This window comes from Macrococcus sp. S115 (assembly GCF_030067655.1).
Classification (GTDB): Bacteria; Bacillota; Bacilli; order Staphylococcales; family Staphylococcaceae; genus Macrococcoides; species Macrococcoides psychrotolerans.
Window position 1 is genome coordinate 173,507 of record NZ_JASJES010000003.1, and the last position, 22,243, is coordinate 195,749.

23 protein-coding genes are annotated in these 22,243 nt (G+C 36.4%); 17 read left to right on the forward strand and 6 right to left on the reverse strand.

Annotated elements, in window-relative coordinates; all coding sequences use genetic code 11:
• Positions 1–5 precede the first annotated feature (5 nt).
• The 5 genes from QNJ52_RS05960 (at position 6) to QNJ52_RS05980 (ending at position 4,001) form a co-directional block, all read left to right on the forward strand.
• Positions 6–656 (forward strand): response regulator transcription factor, encoded by a 651-nt coding sequence (locus tag QNJ52_RS05960; protein WP_283722096.1) that lies wholly within the window; start codon positions 6–8, stop codon positions 654–656.
• Positions 657–672: 16 nt separating this feature from the next.
• On the forward strand, positions 673–1,179 hold the full coding sequence (locus QNJ52_RS05965) for a hemerythrin domain-containing protein (protein WP_283722097.1): 507 nt from the start codon (positions 673–675) through the stop codon (positions 1,177–1,179).
• Positions 1,180–1,331: 152 nt separating this feature from the next.
• Positions 1,332–2,489: a nitrate/nitrite transporter gene (locus QNJ52_RS05970; protein WP_283722098.1), complete on the forward strand. Its 1,158-nt coding sequence runs from the start codon at positions 1,332–1,334 to the stop codon at positions 2,487–2,489.
• Between the two features lie 10 nt (positions 2,490–2,499).
• Positions 2,500–3,489 (forward strand): ThiF family adenylyltransferase, encoded by a 990-nt coding sequence (locus QNJ52_RS05975; protein ID WP_283722099.1) that lies wholly within the window; start codon positions 2,500–2,502, stop codon positions 3,487–3,489.
• 11 nt (positions 3,490–3,500) lie between these two features.
• Entirely contained in the window at positions 3,501–4,001 is a 501-nt protein-coding gene (locus tag QNJ52_RS05980) for a MogA/MoaB family molybdenum cofactor biosynthesis protein (RefSeq protein WP_219493600.1), read from the forward strand.
• Here QNJ52_RS05980 and moaC read toward each other — a convergent pair whose 3' ends face one another.
• A complete protein-coding gene (gene moaC, locus QNJ52_RS05985) occupies positions 4,002–4,478 on the reverse strand; it encodes a cyclic pyranopterin monophosphate synthase MoaC (RefSeq protein ID WP_219493601.1) in 477 nt (158 codons plus the stop codon). It abuts the gene before it with no gap.
• Positions 4,479–4,540: 62 nt separating this feature from the next.
• Between moaC and QNJ52_RS05990 the strand changes: the two genes are divergently transcribed.
• The 7 genes from QNJ52_RS05990 to desA all read left to right on the forward strand — a co-directional run bounded on the left by QNJ52_RS05990 (position 4,541) and on the right by desA (position 9,781).
• The gene (locus tag QNJ52_RS05990) at positions 4,541–5,785 is read left to right on the forward strand and encodes a molybdopterin molybdotransferase MoeA (protein ID WP_283722100.1); all 1,245 of its coding nucleotides are present in this window, start codon (positions 4,541–4,543) and stop codon (positions 5,783–5,785) included.
• A complete protein-coding gene (gene mobB / locus QNJ52_RS05995) occupies positions 5,779–6,258 on the forward strand; it encodes a molybdopterin-guanine dinucleotide biosynthesis protein B (protein WP_283722101.1) in 480 nt (159 codons plus the stop codon). Before QNJ52_RS05990 ends, mobB begins: the two co-directional genes overlap by 7 nt.
• Positions 6,245–6,685, forward strand: coding sequence for a molybdenum cofactor biosynthesis protein MoaE (locus QNJ52_RS06000; RefSeq protein ID WP_219493604.1), 441 nt, complete (start codon positions 6,245–6,247; stop codon positions 6,683–6,685). Before mobB ends, QNJ52_RS06000 begins: the two co-directional genes overlap by 14 nt.
• 4 nt (positions 6,686–6,689) lie before the next feature.
• Positions 6,690–6,923: a MoaD/ThiS family protein gene (locus QNJ52_RS06005; RefSeq protein ID WP_283722102.1), complete on the forward strand. Its 234-nt coding sequence runs from the start codon at positions 6,690–6,692 to the stop codon at positions 6,921–6,923.
• Positions 6,924–7,535 carry a molybdenum cofactor guanylyltransferase MobA gene (gene mobA / locus QNJ52_RS06010; RefSeq protein WP_283722103.1) on the forward strand — a complete coding sequence of 204 codons (612 nt, stop codon included), beginning with the start codon at positions 6,924–6,926 and terminating at the stop codon, positions 7,533–7,535.
• The gene (gene moaA / locus QNJ52_RS06015; protein WP_283722104.1) at positions 7,516–8,526 is read left to right on the forward strand and encodes a GTP 3',8-cyclase MoaA; all 1,011 of its coding nucleotides are present in this window, start codon (positions 7,516–7,518) and stop codon (positions 8,524–8,526) included. The genes mobA and moaA overlap by 20 nt, the downstream gene beginning before the upstream one ends.
• A gap of 241 nt (positions 8,527–8,767) precedes the next feature.
• The gene (gene desA, locus QNJ52_RS06020; protein WP_283722105.1) at positions 8,768–9,781 is read left to right on the forward strand and encodes a Delta(5) desaturase DesA; all 1,014 of its coding nucleotides are present in this window, start codon (positions 8,768–8,770) and stop codon (positions 9,779–9,781) included.
• Between the two features lie 34 nt (positions 9,782–9,815).
• Here desA and QNJ52_RS06025 read toward each other — a convergent pair whose 3' ends face one another.
• From QNJ52_RS06025 to QNJ52_RS06040, 4 genes are all read right to left on the reverse strand, one after another.
• Entirely contained in the window at positions 9,816–10,856 is a 1,041-nt protein-coding gene (locus QNJ52_RS06025) for an SDR family oxidoreductase (protein ID WP_241427503.1), read from the reverse strand.
• A 69-nt stretch (positions 10,857–10,925) separates the two neighbouring features.
• Positions 10,926–12,098 carry an MFS transporter gene (locus QNJ52_RS06030; RefSeq protein WP_241427467.1) on the reverse strand — a complete coding sequence of 391 codons (1,173 nt, stop codon included), beginning with the start codon at positions 12,096–12,098 and terminating at the stop codon, positions 10,926–10,928.
• 15 nt (positions 12,099–12,113) lie between these two features.
• Complete coding sequence (locus tag QNJ52_RS06035; protein ID WP_219493611.1) at positions 12,114–12,539, reverse strand: MarR family winged helix-turn-helix transcriptional regulator; 426 nt, start codon at positions 12,537–12,539, stop codon at positions 12,114–12,116.
• Between the two features lie 107 nt (positions 12,540–12,646).
• On the reverse strand, positions 12,647–14,098 hold the full coding sequence (locus QNJ52_RS06040; protein WP_283722106.1) for an NAD-dependent succinate-semialdehyde dehydrogenase: 1,452 nt from the start codon (positions 14,096–14,098) through the stop codon (positions 12,647–12,649).
• A gap of 125 nt (positions 14,099–14,223) precedes the next feature.
• On the opposite strand from QNJ52_RS06040, the gene QNJ52_RS06045 reads away from it, so the two are divergent.
• Positions 14,224–15,405, forward strand: coding sequence for a putative multidrug effflux MFS transporter TcaB (locus QNJ52_RS06045; RefSeq protein WP_283722108.1), 1,182 nt, complete (start codon positions 14,224–14,226; stop codon positions 15,403–15,405).
• 171 nt (positions 15,406–15,576) lie between these two features.
• Here the strand turns inward: QNJ52_RS06045 and QNJ52_RS06050 are convergent, their stop codons facing one another.
• Positions 15,577–16,863, reverse strand: a complete 1,287-nt coding sequence (locus QNJ52_RS06050; RefSeq protein WP_283722109.1) for a D-alanyl-D-alanine carboxypeptidase — start codon at positions 16,861–16,863, stop codon at positions 15,577–15,579.
• 258 nt (positions 16,864–17,121) lie between these two features.
• Here QNJ52_RS06050 and QNJ52_RS06055 point away from each other — a divergent pair, with 258 nt between their 5' ends.
• The 4 genes from QNJ52_RS06055 to QNJ52_RS06070 all read left to right on the forward strand — a co-directional run bounded on the left by QNJ52_RS06055 (position 17,122) and on the right by QNJ52_RS06070 (position 22,181).
• Complete coding sequence (locus tag QNJ52_RS06055) at positions 17,122–18,327, forward strand: NupC/NupG family nucleoside CNT transporter (RefSeq protein WP_283721358.1); 1,206 nt, start codon at positions 17,122–17,124, stop codon at positions 18,325–18,327.
• Positions 18,328–18,599: 272 nt separating this feature from the next.
• A complete protein-coding gene (locus tag QNJ52_RS06060; protein WP_283722110.1) occupies positions 18,600–20,195 on the forward strand; it encodes an L-lactate permease in 1,596 nt (531 codons plus the stop codon).
• Positions 20,196–20,222: 27 nt separating this feature from the next.
• The gene (locus QNJ52_RS06065; RefSeq protein WP_012656074.1) at positions 20,223–21,170 is read left to right on the forward strand and encodes an L-lactate dehydrogenase; all 948 of its coding nucleotides are present in this window, start codon (positions 20,223–20,225) and stop codon (positions 21,168–21,170) included.
• A gap of 177 nt (positions 21,171–21,347) precedes the next feature.
• Positions 21,348–22,181, forward strand: a complete 834-nt coding sequence (locus tag QNJ52_RS06070) for a YitT family protein (RefSeq protein WP_012656075.1) — start codon at positions 21,348–21,350, stop codon at positions 22,179–22,181.
• The last annotated feature ends 62 nt before the right edge of the window (positions 22,182–22,243 follow it).

Below are 22,243 nucleotides of genomic sequence, written 5' to 3' on the forward strand. Positions count from 1 at the left end.
TAAATATGAAGATTGTAATTGCAGATGATCATGCAGTTGTGCGTACGGGATTCTCGATGATTTTGAACTATCAAGACAATATGGAAGTTGTTGCAACAGCAGCAGATGGTATGGAAGCTTTCCAAATGGTCTCGCAATATAAACCAGATGTACTGATTATGGACTTAAGTATGCCGCCAGGAGAATCAGGATTAATTGCTACAGGTAAAATAAAAGAGGCATTTCCTGAGACAAAGATACTGATATTGACGATGTATGATGATGAAGAGTATTTGTTTCATGTTCTCAAAAATGGTGCAAACGGCTATATTCTGAAAAATGCTCCAGACGAAGAATTGATTAAAGCAGTGCGAACGGTTTATCAAGAGGGAACTTATATCGATCCTAAGATGGCAACGTCACTCGTGCATGAATTAATACACCATGATAGAGAATACTCAGCGAAAAATGATCATTTAAAAATATTAACAAAACGAGAATTAGAGATATTACCTTTAATTGCGAAAGGCTATGGTAATAAAGAAATAGCTGAAATGTTATATGTTTCAGTAAAAACTGTAGAAGCACATAAAGCAAGAATCATGGATAAGCTAGAGCTTAAGAGTAAACCAGAACTTGTAGAATACGCACTTAAGAAAAAATTACTTGAATTTTAAAAAAGGTAGTGACACGATGGAATTTCAAACAAAGATGAAAGCACTGCGTATTTTAGAGAATGAACACATGTTGATTCGTTCACTATTACATGAATGGTATCAAATCATGATGGATGTGAAAGCTACAGAAGCGATGCTTTCAAAATATCATAAACTAAAGTTACTAGAAGAAAAAGTGTCGGAGTTTTTACCGGTACTTGATAAGCACCAGGCAAAAGAAGAGCGATTTTTCTTTCCTGTTCTAGGAAGTTATATTGGAACAGATCAAGGTCCGATACTGACAATTGAAGCTGAGCATGATGAGATGGCACAATATTTTAATCACTTTAACGGTGTTACAAATATGATGGAACTGAGTGTAGAAGATATTAATCTCCTGTTGAATGATTTGAACGAAGGTTACGAAATTTGTATGGTGCACATGTATAAGGAAGAGAGTGTACTGTTCACAATGGCGGAAAAGGTATTTAAGATAAAAGATGAAGAAACGCTTCTAGAGGTATTGAATACAAAGATTATATAAAGAGAGAACTAAAACTTGAAAGAGTTCTAGTTCTCTCTTTATATAGGGAAATGACTCAGTTATAGGGGGAATTCCCCAATGTTAAATGTATCACAATCGCCTTACAATAGTTTTGTATAGTAAATCACAAACTAATGAAAAAGGTGAAAGAAATGGACAAATCAACAAGTAGAGTACAGTTACCCTTACAGACGTTAAGTTTAGTTGCAGGGTTTATGGCATGGACAATCATTGCACCGCTTATGCCATTTATGTCACAAGAATTTACCATTCCAGAAAGTCAGAAAGCAATTATTTTAGCGATACCAGTTATTCTTGGCTCAGTTTTGCGTATCCCACTTGGTTATTATGCCAACTTAATCGGTGCAAGAAAGGTATTCTTATTCTCGTTTATATTCTTATTGATTCCAGTATTCTTACTTAGTTTAGCACAGTCTACTACGATGCTGATGATTTCAGGCCTTTTCTTAGGTGTTGGGGGCGCAATCTTCTCTGTAGGTGTTACGAGTGTTCCGAAATATTTCCCGAAAGAAAAACATGGTTTAGCGAATGGTATTTATGGAATGGGGAATATCGGAACTGCTGTATCAGCGTTCGCAGCACCACCGCTTGCGAATGCAATTGGCTGGAGCAACACTGTTAAATCTTATTTAGTAGTTATGGCATTATTTGCGCTACTGAACTTCTTATTAGGAGATAAAGATGAGCCGAAAGTAAAACAACCATTAATGGATCAGATTAAAGGTGTATTACCAGAGTATAAACTGTATTTACTGAGCTTCTGGTACTTCATTACATTCGGTTCATTTGTAGCATTTGGATTGTTCTTGCCGAACTTCTTGGTTAATAACTTTGGATTAGATAAAGTTGATGCAGGAATACGTACAGGTATATTTATCGCGATTGCCACATTACTACGCCCAATTGGTGGCGTGCTGGGTGACAAGTTACGTGCTATGGATGTCCTTAAAGTTGTGTTTGTTGGTCTTATTATTGGTGCAGCAATGCTTTCGATTAACCATCAAATCTCTTTCTTTACTGCCGGATGTTTAGTTATTTCAGCATGTGCGGGGTTAGGAAATGGCTTAATCTTTAAATTGGCTCCGACATATTACTCTAAACAAGCAGGTATTGTTAACGGTATTGTTTCGATGATGGGTGGATTAGGTGGATTCTTTCCACCGCTAGTCATTGCGGCATGTGCTGCAAACTTTGGAACGAATAAACCAGCTTTTGCCTTCCTCGCAGTGTTTGGTATAATTGCATTAACAACAATGTTCTGGATGGATAAAAAAGAGGGCAGAAATTAGGGGATGACATATGCGGTATGACAGACAAATAAAATTTTGTGGTATCGGCCAGGAGGGTCAGGAGAGATTATCTCAAAAGACTGTCGGGATTGTAGGGTGCGGTGCACTTGGTACACATCTTGCAGAATCCATGGCGAGGTGCGGTGTAAATAAAATTGTGATTGTTGATCGCGACTATGTTGAGCTTTCTAATTTACAACGACAATCACTATTTAAGGAACAAGATGCAGTTGATTCGACACCTAAAGTGATTGCTTGTGAAAGAGAATTAAAAGCAATCCGAAGTGATATACAAATCGAAACTTACATCGATCATCTTGATGCGCCGCTTCTAGAAGCGGCGTTTTTGCAATGTGATTGTATATTAGATGCAACAGATAACTTTGAAACGCGATTGTTAATTAACGATTTCGCTTATAAATATAATATCCCATGGATTTATGGTGCGTGTGTAGAGTCGACTTATGTGGCATGTCCGTTCATTCCAGGTGAAACACCGTGTTTTAATTGTGTGATGGGTATGTTACCAATCATGAATAGAACCTGTGATACAGTAGGTGTTATAGAACCTGCAGTAAGTATGGCAACGAGCTTTCAGATGGCGTATGCGTTAAAGTTATTAACAGGGACACCGTTTGATGCGAAATTAGTGTTTGGTGATGTATGGCAGATGGATCATACAGCCCTTAAATTTTCTCGTATGTATGATGATGAGTGTATGACGTGCGGAGGACAAGCAACATATCCAGAACTGCATAAACGTACACATGAAACGATGTTATGCGGGAGAGATACTGTTCAAATTACCACACAGTTTAGTGATGAAGAATTGTTAAAACATTTAGAATCATTGTCTATTACCGTCCAGGAAACACCTTATTTTATTCGGTTTAACTTTAACGGCTATCCGATTGTACGGTTTAGAGGTGGTCGTATGCTTATTCATGAAGTTCAATCGATGGCGGAAGGCAAGACAGTTTATCATCAACTATTTGGTTAGGAGCGATTAGTATGGAACATTCAAATGATGTGCGTAAACAATTAAATGTAGGTGTCATTACAGTAAGTGATACGAGAGATTATGCTACGGATAAGGGCGGAAAGGCAATTGTTGAACATTTAAAAAGTATTGAAATCGATGTTTCACGTGAACATTACTTGATCGCTAAAGACGACCAGGCTGATATTCGAGCGAGCATTATGAAATTACTGCATGATAAAGTGGATGTCATTATTACGACAGGTGGAACAGGTATTGCAAAACGTGATGTTACGATTGAAGTAGTGAAGTCTGTTATCGATAAAGAACTGGAAGGTTTCGGTGAAATATTTCGTTATTTAAGCTATACAGAAGATGTAGGTACACGAGCGATGCTCTCACGTGCGTTATGTGGTACGAAAGATAATACCGTAATTTTCTCGATACCAGGATCAGTTGGTGCTGTAAATCTCGCAATGAAAAAGCTCATTACACAAGAGATTCATCACATTGTGCATGAGCTTAATAAGTAATTAACGGTTAAAATCGCCGTTTTTGCCACCAGATTTATGTTCGAGATAAGTTGGACCGATAATCATACCTTTATCAACTGCTTTGGTCATATCATATATTGTAAGTGCCGTCGCGCTTGCACCCGTTAAAGCTTCCATTTCAACACCTGTTTGTCCGGTCGTTTTAACGGTGCAAGTGATTAATATTTCATAACCGTCAATCGTATCCCATTCAAAGGCAATATCGATACCACTTAAATTTAGTGGGTGACACATCGGGATAATTTGTGCGGTGTTCTTTGCAGCCATAATACCTGCCACCTGTGCCACGCCAAGCACATCGCCCTTTTTATTCTTGTGGTTGATGATTTGCTCATAAATGACTGCGTTTACTTTAATCGAAGTTTTAGCAACAGCAGTGCGTGTTGAGGTAGGTTTATCTGATACATCTACCATCTTAGCGCGTCCTTGTTCATTAAAGTGTGTTAAATTGTTCATCATTTCACTTCCTTTTTGTATACTATAACTATCATACTACATTTAGAGAAAGTAGGATAACGATGCTTGAAAAACGTACACCCATTCCAGTTACAGAAGCGATAGATAAATGTTTACAGCATGCTAAATATAAAATAGTAACGAATAAGTATTACACCGATAGTTTAGGCTATACATTAGCTGAAGATATTATTGCAACATATGATATACCGATGTTTGATAAGTCGCCATATGACGGCTTTGCGATTGTAAGTGAAGCGTCAGAAGGTGCAAGTGGTGATGCGCGTAAGGCATTTAAAGTTATCGATTATATCGGTGCCGGACATGTAAGTGACGCACAACTAAAAGACAACGAAGCAGTACGTATCATGACTGGTGCGCCAATTCCAGAGGGTGCAGATGCTGTCGTTATGCTTGAACAAACGTCGCTCATAGAAAAGGGTTTTACGCTTAGAAAACCATTTACACCTGGTGAAAATATTTCAAGGCAGGGTGAAGAATGTAAGCAAGGTGAAGTTGTTATTCCGAAAGGAACGCAAATTACTGCAGGTGTAATCGCAGTATTGGCGACCTTCTCGTATGAGTACGTGAACGTTTACCATAAGCCGACTGTTGCACTAATTGCTACTGGATCAGAACTTGTAGAAATGAATGAATCACTTGCACCAGGGAAAATTAGAAATTCAAATGGACCGATGATTGCATCACTTTGTAAAGCGATGGGTATTAAAGTGAAAGACTATCGTGTTCATGGTGACGACTTCGATGCGCTATACGAAGTAGTGCGTGATGCCCTGGATGCACATGACATCGTAATTACTACGGGTGGTGTGAGTGTCGGTGACTTCGATTTCATGCCTGAAATATATAACAAACTTTCAGCAGAAGTGTTATTCAACAAAGTTGCGATGCGACCAGGCAGTGTAACAACTGTAGCGGTAAGTCATGACAAATTTCTTTTTGGATTATCGGGTAACCCGAGCGCTTGTTACACGGGGTTTGAGCTATATACGAAGCCTGTACTGCGTAAAATGATGGGTCAGAGCGAAGTATATCCGACTGTGGTTAAAGCAACGCTTGCAGAAGACTTCACGAAAGCAAATCCATTTACAAGATTTATAAGAGCGGATTTAGATTACCGTAATATGACGGTAGCGCCGAGTGGATTTAATAAGAGTAATGCAGTGATCGCCATCGCAAAAAGCAATAGCATGATTGTTTTACCTGGGGGAACGAGAGGGTTTAAACAAGGTGACACTGTAGATGTCCTGTTAACAGAACTTTCTTGTGAGGATTCATCATGGTAAAAGTATTGCAAGTCGTTGGATTTAAAAAGTCTGGAAAAACAACAACGATGAATCGTATTATTAAGCAATTGAAAACACTCGATTATGAAGTGTCTGTTATTAAACATCACGGTGAAATTGGTGGACAGGAAATAGATATTCCAAGAACTCGTGATCATATAACATATATAGAGAACGGAGCAGATGAAAGCATCGTCCAGGGATATGCGTATATTCATAAGCTAAGAAAGAATGAATCGATTGAACTCCAGACTATTATCGATGAAGAAGTAACGTGTAAGGATATTGTGCTAGTAGAAGGTTATAAGCAGGCACATTACGATAAAATTGTGCTTTACAACAATGCTGAAGATAAAGAGATGTTATCTCAGTTACAAAATATTAAACTGATGGTAGATACATCCGTTGATAGTGAACAAGTGATAAAGGAATTCATACAAAGTTGGGTAGGTGATACACGTGAAACAATTTGAGGTCGTAACGATGCCGATTGATGTTGAACATTATAGAAAGATGACGGTAACGCCACATCAAGGTGCAGTATGTGTGTTTACCGGTATCGTAAGAGAATGGACACAAGGTGTTAAAACAGAGTATCTGGAATATGAAGCATACATTCCGATGGCAGAGAAAAAATTAGAACAGATCGGTCAGGAAATAAACGTGAAATGGCCGGAGACGATAGTAAGTATTGCTCACCGTATCGGTAATCTTGAAGTATCAGAGATAGCAGTGGTGATTTGTGTATCGAGTCCACATCGCAAAGATAGTTATGCAGCAAATGAATATGCGATTGAACGCATTAAAGAGATTGTTCCGATATGGAAAAAAGAAATATGGGAAGACGGAGAACAGTGGATTGGTGGCCAAAGAGGTTACCATCCGAATTATAAGGGGTGATATGATGAAAGTATTATATTTTGCACATATTAAAGCAAAACTGGATCGCATAGAAGATCAGTTTTCGTTTGCTGAGCCTGTTAAAGCAAGTCAGTTTAGAAATCATTTATATGAAACGTATCCGGTAATACGTGATGAGCAATTTCAAATCGCTGTTAATGAAGAGTTTGTACGCGACGAAGATGTAATTCATAATGATGATGTTGTCGCATTAATTCCACCTGTTAGTGGTGGCTAAATGATCGGTGTTATATTAGCAGGAGGTGCTTCTACACGCTTTGGTAGCAATAAAGCCCTTCACAAAATCGATGGTAAGCCATTTTACGAGCATGTATATGAAGCGTTTAAAGAAAGTACCGTATCGTGCATTGTTCTGAGCACGAATAAACAGAGGACTTCATACTTTGAAGAGGAAATTAAAGAGAAGCAACTCGATATGCACGTAGTAACGGATATCGAAGCGGATTGTGGCCCGATGTCAGGCATATACACTGTAATGGAAACGTGTATTTCAGAAAGTTACTTCGTCGTCTCTGTTGATACACCGTTTATAACAACAGAAGCAATAGACTATCTTATTAGTTGTTTTAATACACGAAGTGTAAATGCGCTGTGTTATAAGGATGACTTACAAGTACATCGCACAATTGCGATTTATCATCGTTCGTTACTACCTGTTATACAAGAGAGTATGAAACAAAAGCGTTATGCATTAAAACAATTGACGGTTGAGGCACAGTTTGTTCCTGTTTCAGAAGTAAGCGACGAAAGCGAATGGTATGCTAATATTAATACAAAGACTGATTTACAGAACGTAAGGAGGGTGACAAATGAAACAAATAACAGATAAATTAGGACGCCCGATTAGAGATCTGCGTATTTCTGTAACAGATCGCTGTAACTTTCGTTGTACCTATTGCATGCCGAAAGAAATATTTGGTGATGACTATGTTTTTCTGCCGAAAGATGAATTACTGTCCTTTGAAGAGTTGACGCGTATTGCAAAAGTATATGCACAGCTCGGTGTCAAGAAAGTAAGGATTACAGGTGGGGAGCCGCTATTGCGTAGAGATTTACCGGACTTAATACGCGAGATCCATGCGATAGAAGGTATAGAAGATATCGGTTTAACGACGAATGGTTTGTTGCTGAAAAAGCACGGACAAGCATTATACGATGCTGGATTACGTCGCATAAATGTCAGTTTAGACGCGCTTGATGAAACATTTGAAGCGGTAAATGGACGTGGTATCAGTGCGGATCAAATATTAGAACAAATTGATCACGCTGTAGCTATTGGTTTACAAGTTAAAGTGAACATGGTGATACAAAAAGGTATGAATGACCATCAGATGATTCCGATGGTCAAGTATTTCAAAGATAAAAAAATAACATTGCGCTTTATTGAATTTATGGATGTTGGTAATGACAATGGCTGGAATTTTGATAAAGTAATTACGAAACAGGAAATGATAACGCATATTTCAGAGCATTTTAATATTAAGCATGAACCACCGAAATACTTTGGTGAAGTTGCGAAATATTATGTTCATGATAATGGCGCAAAACTCGGATTTATTACAAGCGTGTCAGAATCATTTTGTTCAACGTGTACAAGAACACGCTTAAGTTCAGATGGTAAGATATTTGGTTGTTTATTTGCAACAGATGGTTATGACTTGAAAGCATTTATTAGAAGTAGTGCGACAGATCAGGAGTTGAAGGACAAGCTTATTGCACTATGGTCTGTGCGTCAGGATCGTTATTCTGATGAACGTACTGCCGAAACTGTGAGGCAAAGAAAGAAAAAGAAAATAAATATGAATTATATCGGTGGCTAAAATTATTATTTTAATATAATAATTTTATTAGATATAAACTATGTGTAAGTATATATATATTCATATAACAATTTTAATATAGCATATCATCGAAAAAATCGATGATATGCTATTTTTTACTTTTATTATTCAAAATAAACGTTATAATAGAGTAGTAATAAAATTAGTACTAGGTAATAATATTAACTGACAATCCTTTTCGGTATCGTGGTTTCATTATTATTTTATTTAGAGGTGACTTATGGAAAGAGACAAAAAGTTAATGTTAAGAAAGATGGTTAAGCCTTATGAAAGATCAGCACTACAAATAAGTTTAGTCCAGGTGCTAAATACACTGGTTCCTTATTTAGTACTTGTAGCGATAAGTATGTTAAGTTACAGTGTTTCTCCATGGATATCAGTAGCTGTGAGTATTGTGGCAGCATTCTTCCTGGTTCGAACGTTTATTATATTTCATGACTGTTGTCATGGTTCGTTCTTTAAGAATAAGAAGTGGAATGATGCAATGGGAAATTTTACTGGATTTTTGACGATGTTTCCGTATCAGCAATGGCGCAGAGAACACAATATTCATCATGCAACAAGCGGCAACCTTGATAAGAAGGGGATCGGGGATATATGGATGATGACCATTGATGAATATGAAGCGGCAAGTAAGTGGAAGCAACGTGGTTATCGTATGTACCGTAATCCATTTGTTATGTTTGTTTTAGGGCCGATATATTTATTGTTCGTTACAAACAGAATTAATAGTAAAGGTGCTAAGCAGAAAGAAAAATTAAATACGTATTTTCATAATATTGCAATCTTGGTCGTGTACGGATCTATTATCTGGTACTTTGGATTTGCATTCTTTGCAGCGGTATTTCTACCGATTATGTTTATCGGGTCAATGCTTGGTATATGGATGTTCTATATTCAGCATACATTTGAAGAATCGTACTTCGAAGAGAATTCAGAGTGGGATTATGTTAAAGCTGCAGTTGAAGGGAGTTCGTATTACAAATTACCAAAATTATTGCAGTGGTTAACAGGGAACATTGGGTTCCACCATGTGCATCATTTAAGTCCGAGAATTCCAAATTACTATCTCGAAACTGCACACGAAGAAGTTAAACCACTGCAGTATGCAACGACAATCACATTTAAACAAAGTCTGGAGACAATTAAATATAAACTTTACGATGAGAAAAGAAAGGTATTTATCACATTTAAAGATTATTATCGTAATTATGCAAAGAAAAGAACAATTTAAAAAACAAGAATGGAAACTAATTCCATTCTTGTTTTTATTTGAAGAAAACTTCGATAATGTAATCTAGATTCTCGTCTGTAAGTTGTAGTGTCGTTTCATTTACTTCGCTTAACAACATTTTTGTATTATTTTCTTCAAATACGATAGATTTCTTGAAATATGGTTCAAATACATGGATGAAGCCATTAAGCACAGCTTCCTCAGCATTCATTGTAGAACGTGCTGATGTTGGTGCGACAGTCAATGTGTCAAATTCTAAATGATTTTTAATCATTGCAAGCACCTTTAAATTTTCTGGGGGATTATTATTCGTTATGTGATAAATTGTTTCATGCTGTGCATGTAAGATAGCATGCGCCAGTACCTTAACGACATAATCAACTGGAACTAAGTTCGATGTACAATTATCATCTGCGAATAAGCGAAATGGCTGTTTGCCAATTAATCCTTTACGGTCCATCTTACGTTTAAATACTTTCAAAGCTTTCATAAAGCCATAAAGCGTGAACTTAGAGTCCGCTTCACCAGTCACAGAATCTCCGATAATAATCGCAGGTCGTAAAATTGAATATGTCAATCCGCTTTCAGCGACTGCGTGTTCAGCTTTAATCTTACTCTCTTCATATGGGTTATTTACTGGTGTACCAATTGGATGTAGTATTTCCTTAGCATACTCGTTTGTGCCGACAGTATATGCTGTCGATACGTATAAGAAATGCTTTGTATTTAAATCCTTTGCCAAGTTAAGTGCGTGTAATGTTCCATGATAATTGATATTAAATAGATCGTTGCGCAGTTCTTCATCAAATTTCACTAATGCTGCAAGATGATAAAAGTAATCCATTTCTGGAAGAAGCTTTATAACATCCTTGTCAAGACCACAATTAGGCGAGGTGATATCACCTTGAACAAAGTGGAGGCGACTTTCATTTTCCTTAGTAATTAATTTATTCTTACGTGCTTCATCACGATATAGAATATACAAATGATGATTATTATTCTGTAGCAGCTTATTGATTAGTTGTGCTCCGACAAAACCGGTTGCACCCGTTAAAAATATATTCAAATTGTTCACATCCATAAATTTAATCCTAAATTATATTGTGCAGTAATTTGCAACTAGAGTAAAGAGATATGAAAAAACTTAAGAATAAAGATGTGCCTTCCTGCCATGCAGCATATAATATGCAACCATTCCGATAATTACTAGGATGCTCATGTAACGATACAAGCCATGCAACCCAAGCATCGGGATAAATAGTCCTAATATATAAGGGCCGAATCCAAGCGCAAAGTCTAAAAAGATAAAGTATGTACTCGTTGCAAGACCCATCTTTTCATGATCTGTAACTTTAACTGCTGTTGCTTGTGCAATAGACTGAAAGTTGCCGTATCCAAATCCTAGCAATGCAGCGCTTAATATTAAAGTCCAGGAAGCATGCGTGATACTTAAACACAATAATCCAAGGAAAAAGGAGATGAGTGATGGATACATCACGATATTCGTACCCTTTCTATCCATAAGTTTACCTGTGATTGGACGGGATATCAGTACAACTAGTGCATAAGTAAGGAAGAAGAAACTTCCTGCAGTAATCAAATTGTTCTCTTTTGTGAAAAATGAAATAAAGCTGAGTACACTTGAATATGCTGTACAGCAAATAAGAACAACAATTGAAATAGGGATTGCATTACGATCGATATAATCTGAAACATGGAAGCCTTTCGGCGCATGTGAGTTCATAGATTTTACTTCGTGGTTCACTTTAACTTGAGGCACCATTAATAGTCCGATAACTGCAAGGACTAAACAGAAAATAAAGAGTTGTCTAAAGGAAATAACCTGAAGTAATGATAATCCCAAAAACGGTCCAATAGCAGTTGCCATCACTGTACTCATACTAAAGTAACTGATACCTTCGCCACGGCGCTTTATTGGCGTGATAAATGCAGCAATGGTCCCTGTAGCTGTAGAGGCAATGCCATTGCCCATCCCATTTAAAAAACGTATTGCAAGAAGTAATGGTAAGTTGAACGATGCGAAGTAGAGGGCAGTTGTAATCGTAAATATGAGTACGCCAATTACGAGCACTTTCTTTTGACCTAAAATGTCAATATTTTTCCCAGCCCAGAATCTTCCGAATAAGCTCCCGACAATAAAGATTCCAGATACGAGGCCGGCAGTACTCGTAGAGACATGATACTCGTCAACTGCGTATCCACCGATTGTAACAAGTAATAAAAACATTGATAACATTAATATAAAATTGATCAAAGAAACCATGATAAATGGTTTAGTCCATAATTTTTCTTCCAATATAACAAATCCTTTCTATTCTTCAGTGATTTCAATTGACGAGAGTGCCTCGTTAATAATGAGTAATGTGTCAGAATCGATATTCTTTAAATAATTGGTTTGAACAGTCTCTATCATTATCATGACCTCTTCATAAGTTGTGTGTCCTTTAGCGGTAGGGGTAAGTAATCTGGACCTCTTATCTTGTCCAACTGTACTCTCAATAAATTCGTATTGAATAAGAAACTGAATTATTTTTGTTGCTGTGGGCTTTTCTATATTACGTAGCTTAGCGATTTCTACTAGTGTCGTAGATTGTTTGAGCACAATAATTTTTAGGACAAGCCATTGAGCGGAGGACAGACCGAACTGAATTAACGATTTGTTCATATGATCAACATATGCTTTCCTTAGAGCAAGGATGTGATCAAATAATTGCATTTGCTGTAGTGCTCTTGTCATAGGAAGTCACCACCTCTTTTATATAGTTAGCCTAACTAACTATATAAGTATAAAAGAATACAGAGCTTTTGTAAATAAAAAAAGATGGCATAGAAGCCATCTTTTTTTTATAGAAATTGTGTATTTACAAATTTTGCTGTTACATACTCTTTAATACCGAGATGAGAATTCTCTCGACCAAATCCTGAATGTTTTACACCACCGAATGGCGTTTCTGGATTTGAGATTGCAACTTCATTAATTCCGACCATACCATATTCTAGAGTTCTAGAAATTTGCTGAATAATAGAACTATCACTTGCATATGCATAGCTTGCAAGACCATACTCTGTATCATTAGCCATAGCGAGAGCCTCTTCGATCGTATCGAATGTAATGATAGGAATTACAGGTCCAAAAGTCTCTTCATAGAAAATATCCATTGTTTTATTAACATGATCTAATATAGTAGGTTGTATAAAGAAACCGTTTGAATACTCACCCTCAGTAAGTCTATGACCACCTGTGACAAGTGTTGCCCCTTTATCTGTAGCATTCACGATCTGCTGCTTGATTTTATCAATAGCATCTTCACGAATTAATGGCCCGATATCACTTTCCTCATTTAAGCCATTGCCAACTTTAAGTGCTTCCACTTCAGGAACAAGCTTATCCATAAATTTATCTTTAATAGAACTATGAACAAATATTCGGTTAGGTGCAATACAAACTTGTCCATTATTACGGAATTTTGCAGCTATTAGACCTTTTACAGCTGCCTCGATATCAGCATCTTCATGAACGATAAATGGAGCATGGCCTCCAAGCTCAAGAGACATTTTCTTTAAAGTCTGGCCTGACTGCTCGTATAATGCTTTACCAATAGGTGTAGAACCGGTAAAAGTAATCTTATTTACTTTATCAGAATCAGTAAATGCCTGACCGATTTCTTTAGAACTGCCCGTAACAATATTTGCTACACCTTTAGGAAGCTCTGCTTGTTCGAATAATTCAAATATCGCGAGCGCTGATAAAGGAGTATCTCCTGAAGGTTTAAGAACAATTGTATTTCCTGCTGCAAGTGCTGGTGCAATTTTACGTGTAATCATACCAGATGGGAAATTCCATGGTGTAATCGCCGCAACGACTCCAATTGGTTCATAAATAATTTCATATTTATGATTGTTTGGTGCAGGGATAAGCTCACCGTAGAGACGACGTGACTCTTCGGCATTCCATCTAAAGCTTTCAGCTCCTGAAAGTACTTCTAATTTAGATTCTTTCAAAGGTTTTCCTTGTTCTAACGTCATAATTTCAGCAAGACGATCTACATTTTCTTCTAATAAGTCAGCAATTTTATGCAGATAAGTAACACGTTCTTTAAGTTCAAGTGCTTTCCAGCCAGAGAAAGCTTCATGAGCTGTTTGAATCGCTTCTTCTACTTGTGCTTCGTTAGCTTGTGCGATTTGTGCGATTGTTTCACCAGTTGCCGGATTTATGACATCTTTCTTGTCCTGGGTTGTTACCCATTCTCCATTTATATATAAATCTGTGTGTAATTCATTGATTACATTCGTCATAATATACCTTCTTTCAATAGATTGGTTATATCTATATTTACCCTTTTTATGGATGATTAAACAAATCATATGCTTACTGTAGGAAATCTAGTATAGTAATTTATATTAAACATTGGAGGAAGTATATGAAGAAAGATAATAAGCTCATACTCATATTAACATTAGGATTACTAGCAGCTTTTGGACCATTATCATTAGATATGTATTTGCCTGCTTTACCACGTGTAGCAGATGATCTTAGCACAAGCGCTTCCTATGCTCAGCTCAGTCTGACTGCATGTATGATAGGTTTAGCAGTAGGTCAGATTATAGTAGGACCCATCAGTGATGTTACAGGGAGAAAGAAACCGTTGTTTATCGCACTTATTGGATATGCTTTATTTTCTTACTTTGCTGCGCATGCAGCTACGATAGAATGGCTTATTTTCTTTAGATTTATTCAAGGATTTTGTGGTGGTGCAGGAGCTGTACTGTCACGAGCGATATCAAGTGATCTATATAAAGGGAAAGATTTAACGAAGTTTTTAGCAGTGCTGATGCTTGTTAATGGACTTGCACCTGTTCTTGCTCCCGTACTTGGCGGCGTTATATTGAGCATATCTACATGGCATACTGTTTTTTATATTTTAGCAATTTATGGTGTATTGATGGTACTCTTAGCACTTACTTTAGAGGAGAGCTTACCGAAATATAACAGAAATGAAGGCGCATTGAAATCAATTTGGAAAGACTTTAAACTATTGCTGACAAATAAAGCATTTGTGACGATGTTGATGCTCCAATCACTAACATATGGTGTATTGTTCAGCTATATTTCTGGGTCTCCATTTATTACCCAGAAAATATATGATATGAATGCACAGCAATTTAGTTATCTATTTGCATTGAATGGCATAGGCTTAATTGTATTCAGTCAGTTAACCGCTAAACTTGTAAATAAAATGGATGAACTGAAGATATTGAAGTTAGGACAAAATATTCAGTTCGTTGGCATGATACTTACAGTAATAGTGTTGGTGCTCCATCTTCCGGTATGGATGCTATGTGCTGCATTCTTCTTGATGATTACGCCGGTTAGTATGATAGGAACGACTGGATTTTCTATCGCAATGCAAGTACAGAATCAGGGTGCTGGCAGTGCATCGGCAATATTGGGACTAATGCAGTTCTTAATTGGTGGTATACTATCACCCCTAGTTGGTGTGATGGGGGAAAGTTCGATTATTCCATTTATCGTTATCATTATTACATGTACCGTTCTTGCGCAAAGTATTAGAGCTATTTGGGTGAAAAATATTGAAATTTAATGCAATATACGACAAATAAAAGAAACCTCTTTTTATTATACTTAGAGCTGCCTCATTATAAATCTCCCTTTTCAAAAGAATATCATGAAAAAAGATGCATCTCATCATACTTGAGATGCATCTTTTAGATACGGATTATAATGCTTTCTTATTTAAGTTGACAGTGTCCTATTACTCATCCCATAAATTTCTAAAGAGATGTGGCTTGTAATAATACAACAGTAACAATAGTCCAGTAATAATGGATACAGTACTTACTAAAACAATCCACCACATATTTTCCTGGAAGAATAGACGTTGTTCATACTTCTTGTTATCCTCAGCTTTAACAGTTGGAGCATGGTATTCATTTGAGACAAATGCACGTTTGTAGCGATAAGAAAGTTTGCCATCCTTAAACTGGAATGATCCTTTTGTATCGTTCTTAACAATGTCATATAAGTCTGAGTGCACATATAATTCTTGACCGTTAATTGTATGTACGCCTTTAGCGAGTACTTTCTTATATGCATATTCGTTATATACTTTGTCCATTATTGCATTTGCCATAATATTTCTATTAAATTCTGCTGGTGGATCGTACCAGCTTTCGACGCCCATCATTACTTGTATGATACGCATATCATTTTTCTTCCCTGTTATCGCGGTATTGAAGCCGGCCGTATCACTCGAACCTGTTTTAAGACCGTCAACTCCTTTATATCCAAGTTTAGCACCTTCTAATGAATGATTGTATGTATGAAATGTTTCTTCATCGATGGTACCTTTTTTTACAGTAACATTGACGCTCTTCGTATATTTCAGTATTTCTGGATATTCACTCACGAGGTGCTGGCATAGTATCGCATAATCTTTAGCACTCGATATATTATCTTCATTTTGCGGATATTTCTTTGCTTTATATTCATTCAGCAAGTTATTAGGTGCACCTACAGGATTATAGAACTTCGTACTGTTCATACCGAGTCTTTTAGCTTCTTGATTCATCATATCAATGAATTCAGAATCATTTTCTGTTACGAGACTGGATAACATATATGTAGCTGCGTTACTTGAATTTGTCAGCATGATTGGCATAAGTTCATCAACGGTATAAACTGCATTTAATCTCAGTTTGTTATTACTTAATGCGGGTAACTTTGAAATATTATAAAATTTATCCGTTACTTTAACTTTAGTACTGTAAGTGATCTCACCCTTATCCATTTCTTGCATTAATAGATATAATGTCATCAATTTGGACATGGAAGCAAGGGGCCATTTTGTATCTGCATCATCTGAATAGAGTACTTGACCATTTTTTTGTGCTATTACTATGGTACCTTTAGGGTTATATGATGCATCAATATAATTTCCAGCATCATTCGCAATTTCATAGGGTTCTTTAGCAAGTGCCTTATATGAAAACAAAAATAAAAAACATATTGAAAATGAGAAGACACGATTTAAAACTTTCATTCTTTGACCTCAATCTGTTTAATAAAATTATAGATTTATTCTATCATAATTAGTGAAGACTATAAATTTTATATTATAAAAATAAAAAAACAAATATTACTGGTACTATCACTAGGCAAAACGCCTCAATATTCGATTTTTAGATTAAATAGCTTATATTAATGAACAAATGTTCGTTTTTTATTGGAAAAAAGTGTACTTAAAACAAAAAAACCGTGGTATAATCATGAATGTAAAATTTAATTAAAGGTGGAAAAGATGAATACTTATTTAATATTGAACATTATTGGTATCTTAGTTTTTATTCTTGTTGCATTCTTGTTTTCTCGCGATAGAAAGAACATCGACTGGAAATCAGTCGTAATTATGTTAGTGCTTAATTTATTTTTGGCTTGGTTCTTTACACAATTCCCATACGGGAGAATCGGCGTTCAAAAAGTAGCGGATGCTTTTAGTTGGATGTTGCAAGCTGCATATTATGGTATCGGAATGCCCTTTGCAAGCTTCACGGCACCTGGTCCTGGCAAGATGGATATGGCTGTTTCAGCTTTACTACCTATTCTTTTCGTAGTTCCTCTGTTTGATATTTTAATGTATATCGGAGTATTACCATTTATCATTAAATGGATGGGCTGGGTAATCGGTAAGGTTACAGGACAACCGAAATTTGAGTCGTTTTATTCTATTGAAATGATGGTTTTAGGAAATACAGAAGCATTAGCGGTATCGAATGCGCAAGTAAAGCAAATGAACGAAGCGCGTGTCCTTACTATTGCATTAATGTCTATGAGCTGTATCTCTGGATCTATCGTTGGTGCATATATTTCTATGATGCCTGGGGAATTGGTATTAACCGCAATTCCATTAAATATTATCAATGCTATTATTATCGCAACAATCTTAAATCCTGTTAAGTTAACACCTGAAGAAGACTATGTTGTTGAAATTAAAGCTGAGACACGTCAGCCATTCTTCTCATTCTTAGGAGATTCAGTACTTGGTGCAGGAAAGTTAATCTTAATTATTATTGCATTTTTAATCGCATTTGTCTCATTGGCACATTTTATTGACATGTTATTAGGACTATTCCCGGGTAATTTAACATTAAGTATTATCTTAGGATGGATAATGGCACCATTTGCCATGCTTTTAGGCTTACCTTGGGCAGAAGCGAAAGTTGTTGGTGGTCATATGGCAACAAAGGTTATCACTAATGAATTTGTTGTTATGCTGGGAGTTAAAGATCAACTGAAATCCTTCTCGCCGCATATGACAGCAGTACTCGTAACATTCTTGATTTCATTTGCTAACTTCTCAACTATTGGTATGATTATTGGGACGTTAAAGGGAATTGTGAACGAAAAAACTTCTGATTTTGTAAGTAAATATGTACCGATGATGTTATTATCAGGTATTCTAGTATCGTTATTATCTGCAGCGTTTGTTGGATTATTTACTTGGTAAGAAAATTTAGGACTGAGACATTAAGTCTCAGTCCTTTTTTTATTTGTTTCTTTATGTTTAAGGATCTAATTATCGTAAATATATAAAGTAAAGCTTCTGCTCTAATTGAAATCGCTTTCTCTGTATTATTTGTGAAAATAATCACAAAAGTATTGCAATCCCTCTATACAGGTAGTATTATAAAGCTGTGCTAAGAAATATTTAAATAAAATGCAACAGTTTATTTCATGATATTATGATTATTTTATATTAAAAGAAGAGGAGAATGTCTTATGTTTGTCAGTTCGTTTGATCCATTTGGTAACTTAGCAATATCAGCTATCGTTGCAGCAGTACCGATTATTTTGTTTTTATTATGTTTAACCGTCTTTAAAATGAAGGGGATAAATGCAGCACTGATTACGCTTGTAGTTACAGCAATTATTGCTTTATTCGTTTTCAAATTACCAGGAGCAGTTGCTGTAGGTGGTGTAACTGAAGGTGTTGTACAAGGATTGTTCCCGATTGGTTACATCATTATTATGGCAGTATGGCTGTATAAGGTTTCAGTAGAAAGTGGTAAGTTTAAGGTCATCCAAGATTCTATTTCAGGAATTTCACCTGACCAGCGCATTCAGTTATTGCTGATAGGATTTTGTTTTAATGCTTTTCTGGAAGGTGCAGCTGGGTTTGGAGTACCAATCGCAATTTGTGCCGTGTTACTTGTACAACTTGGATTTAAGCCACTTCAAGCTGCGATGTTCTGTTTGATTGCTAATGCCGCTTCTGGAGCTTTTGGAGCAATCGGCATCCCAGTAGGAATTGTAAATACATTAGGCTTAAAAGGTGGCGTTACGGCAATGGATGTGTCACAGATGACCGTGTATACACTACCTATAATTAATATTGTTATTCCATTTGTACTTGTATTTGTATTAAATGGTATGAAAGGAATTAAAGAAACTTTACCAGCAATTTTAGTTTCTGGTTTAACTTATGCAGTTACACAAGTATTGATTACACTCTTTATGGGACCTGAACTCGCAGATATTATTCCGTCTTTACTTGCAATGGCAGCATTGGCGGTATTCTGTAACAAATGGCAGCCGAAGAATATATTCCGATTATCAGATGATCAAGTTGAAACAGTACATCATCCAATTAAGGAGATTATCTCAGCCTGGAGCCCGTTCATCTTCTTGACAGGACTAGTACTTTTATGGAGCTTACCTGCATTTAAAGCACTGTTTGCAGAAGGTGGCATATTACAGAAATCGATTCTAACGTTACAAATGCCAGGAACGTTCAATGAAACATTGCAAAAAGGTGTAATGCTGAAACTTGATCTAATTGGAGCGACAGGGACAGCAATCTTACTTGCAGTTCTGATTACAATCATCACTTCACCTAAAATCAATTTTGGTAAAGCATTTGAATTACTCGGTTTGACAATTAAAGAACTATGGATACCAGTTATCACAATTTGTGCAATTTTAGCGATTGCGAAGTTAACAACTTATGGTGGTTTAACTGTAGCGATGGGTCAGGCCATTGCCAAAACAGGGTCAATATTCCCGCTACTTTCACCTGTACTTGGTTGGATTGGGGTATTTATGACAGGCTCTGTTGTAAATAACAATGTTCTATTTGCTTCTATCCAGGCAACAGCAGGTCATACGATTGGTACAAATCCAGCACTGCTTGTTGCAGCAAATACTGCAGGTGGTGTTATGGCGAAGCTGATTTCTCCTCAATCTATAGCGATTGCTACTGCAGCTGTTGGTGAAGTTGGTCAAGAATCGAAGTTATTAAGTATGACACTGAAATATAGTATTGCATTACTTGTATTTGTTTGTATTTGGACATTCGCACTTAGTTTAGTACTCTAATCAATTATTATTAAAGGAGAGATAAAGATGGAAAAATTTAAAGGCAATAAAGTAGTTCTTGTAGGTAATGGTGCAGTAGGATCTAGTTATGCATTTGCGATGTTAAACCAAGGTGCTTGTGATGAATTTGTTATCATCGATCTTAATGAAGATAAAGCTAAAGGTGATGCAATGGATTTAAATCATGGTGTCGTTTATGCACCGAGTCCAATGCAAGTTAAATATGGTACGTATGAAGATTGTCATGATGCATCTTTAATAGTTATTTGTGCAGGAGCAGCACAAAAACCTGGAGAAACAAGACTAGATTTAGTTGGTAAGAATATGAAAATCTTTAAATCAATTGTCGATGAGATTATGAAAAGTGGGTTTGATGGTATCTTCTTAATTGCAACGAACCCAGTAGATGTATTAACTTATGCTGTTCAAAAATTCTCTGGATTACCTGAAAATCAAGTTATAGGATCTGGTACAATACTAGACACTGCGCGTTTTAGACATTTATTAAGTCAAGAGTTTAATGTTTCTCCTAACAGTGTCCACGGTTATATTATTGGAGAGCATGGGGATTCGGAATTAGCGGTATGGAGCGGTACAAATATTGCAGGTAATTCACTTTATGACATTTTGAATGAAAACCCTGAAAAACAAAAACTAATCGAAGAAATATTTGTTAATACGCGTGATGCGGCATACGAAATTATTAAAGCCAAAGGTGCCACTTATTACGGAGTTGCAATGGGCTTAATGCGTATTTCTAAAGCAATCTTAAATAATGAAAATGTTGTACTGACAGTATCTGCGAAATTAAATGGTGAGTATGGCCACGACGATGTATATATCGGCGTTCCTGCAATTATTAACAGAAATGGTATCAGAGAAGTATTAGAAACACCATTAAATACGGAAGAAAAAGAAAAGTTTGCAAAATCGGTAGAAACTTTAAAAGCGATTCAAACACCATTTTTCAGCTAAATAAATTAAACGATAATTAATTGATTGCAAAGGGTAAACCCTGGACGGTATGAGGAAATTTCTCCTTCTATGACTGTCTGGGGTTTTATAAGTAGAGAATTATAGTATCACTGTTGAAAGTGAATTAAATTTTCGTTAAGCTTATTAACGATGATTATGACAAAAAGGAGGGTATACATGAAAATCTCAGCAAAATCGATTTTCTTCGTTATATTAGGTTCATTAATTTTCTCTCTCGCAGTGAATGTATTTATTATTCCTGCAAATTTGGGTGAAGGCGGCGTAACTGGGATGTCATTGATTTTCCTTTACAAGTTTGGTTGGTCACCCGCAATTACCACGTTAATTATGAATGTAGTCTTGCTTATTGTGGGATTTAAATTTTTATCTAAGCGTTCGATGATTTTAACGATTATTTCTATTATTTCGCTTTCTGTATTTTTAAAGCTTACAGAACCTTTGCAGCTTCATCTAAATGAAGTATTAGTAAGTACGATCTTTGGAGGATTCCTAATTGGTGTAGGTATCGGGATGATTGTTCTCGTTGGTGGTACGACGGCAGGAACGACAATTTTAGCGAGAATCGCACATAAATATCTTGATGTAAACACTTCTTATGCGTTACTGTTCTTTGATTTAATTGTAGTGGCATTATCACTTACTGTTATTCCGGTAGAACGTGCACTACTCACAGTACTTAGCTTATATATCGGTACAAAGGCGATGGACGTAATGATTGAAGGATTGAACCCTAAGAAAGCCATTACAATCATCTCTCAGAACCCAGATCCGATAGCGAAGATGCTGGATGAAGATATCGGGCGAGGTGTTACGATTTTGAATGGCCGTGGTTATTATTCTAAAAGAGAAACAGATGTACTTTATTGTGTGATCAATAAGCTGCAGTTAACACGTACAAAACGTATGATCAAAAAAATTGATGAGCAGGCATTTGTAGTCGTACATGATGTACGTGACGTACTTGGTAACGGATTTATGACAGAAGACTGATGCTCTAAATACAAAACCCGACTGATGTGTTAATAACACTTATCGGTCGGGTTTTCCTGTGC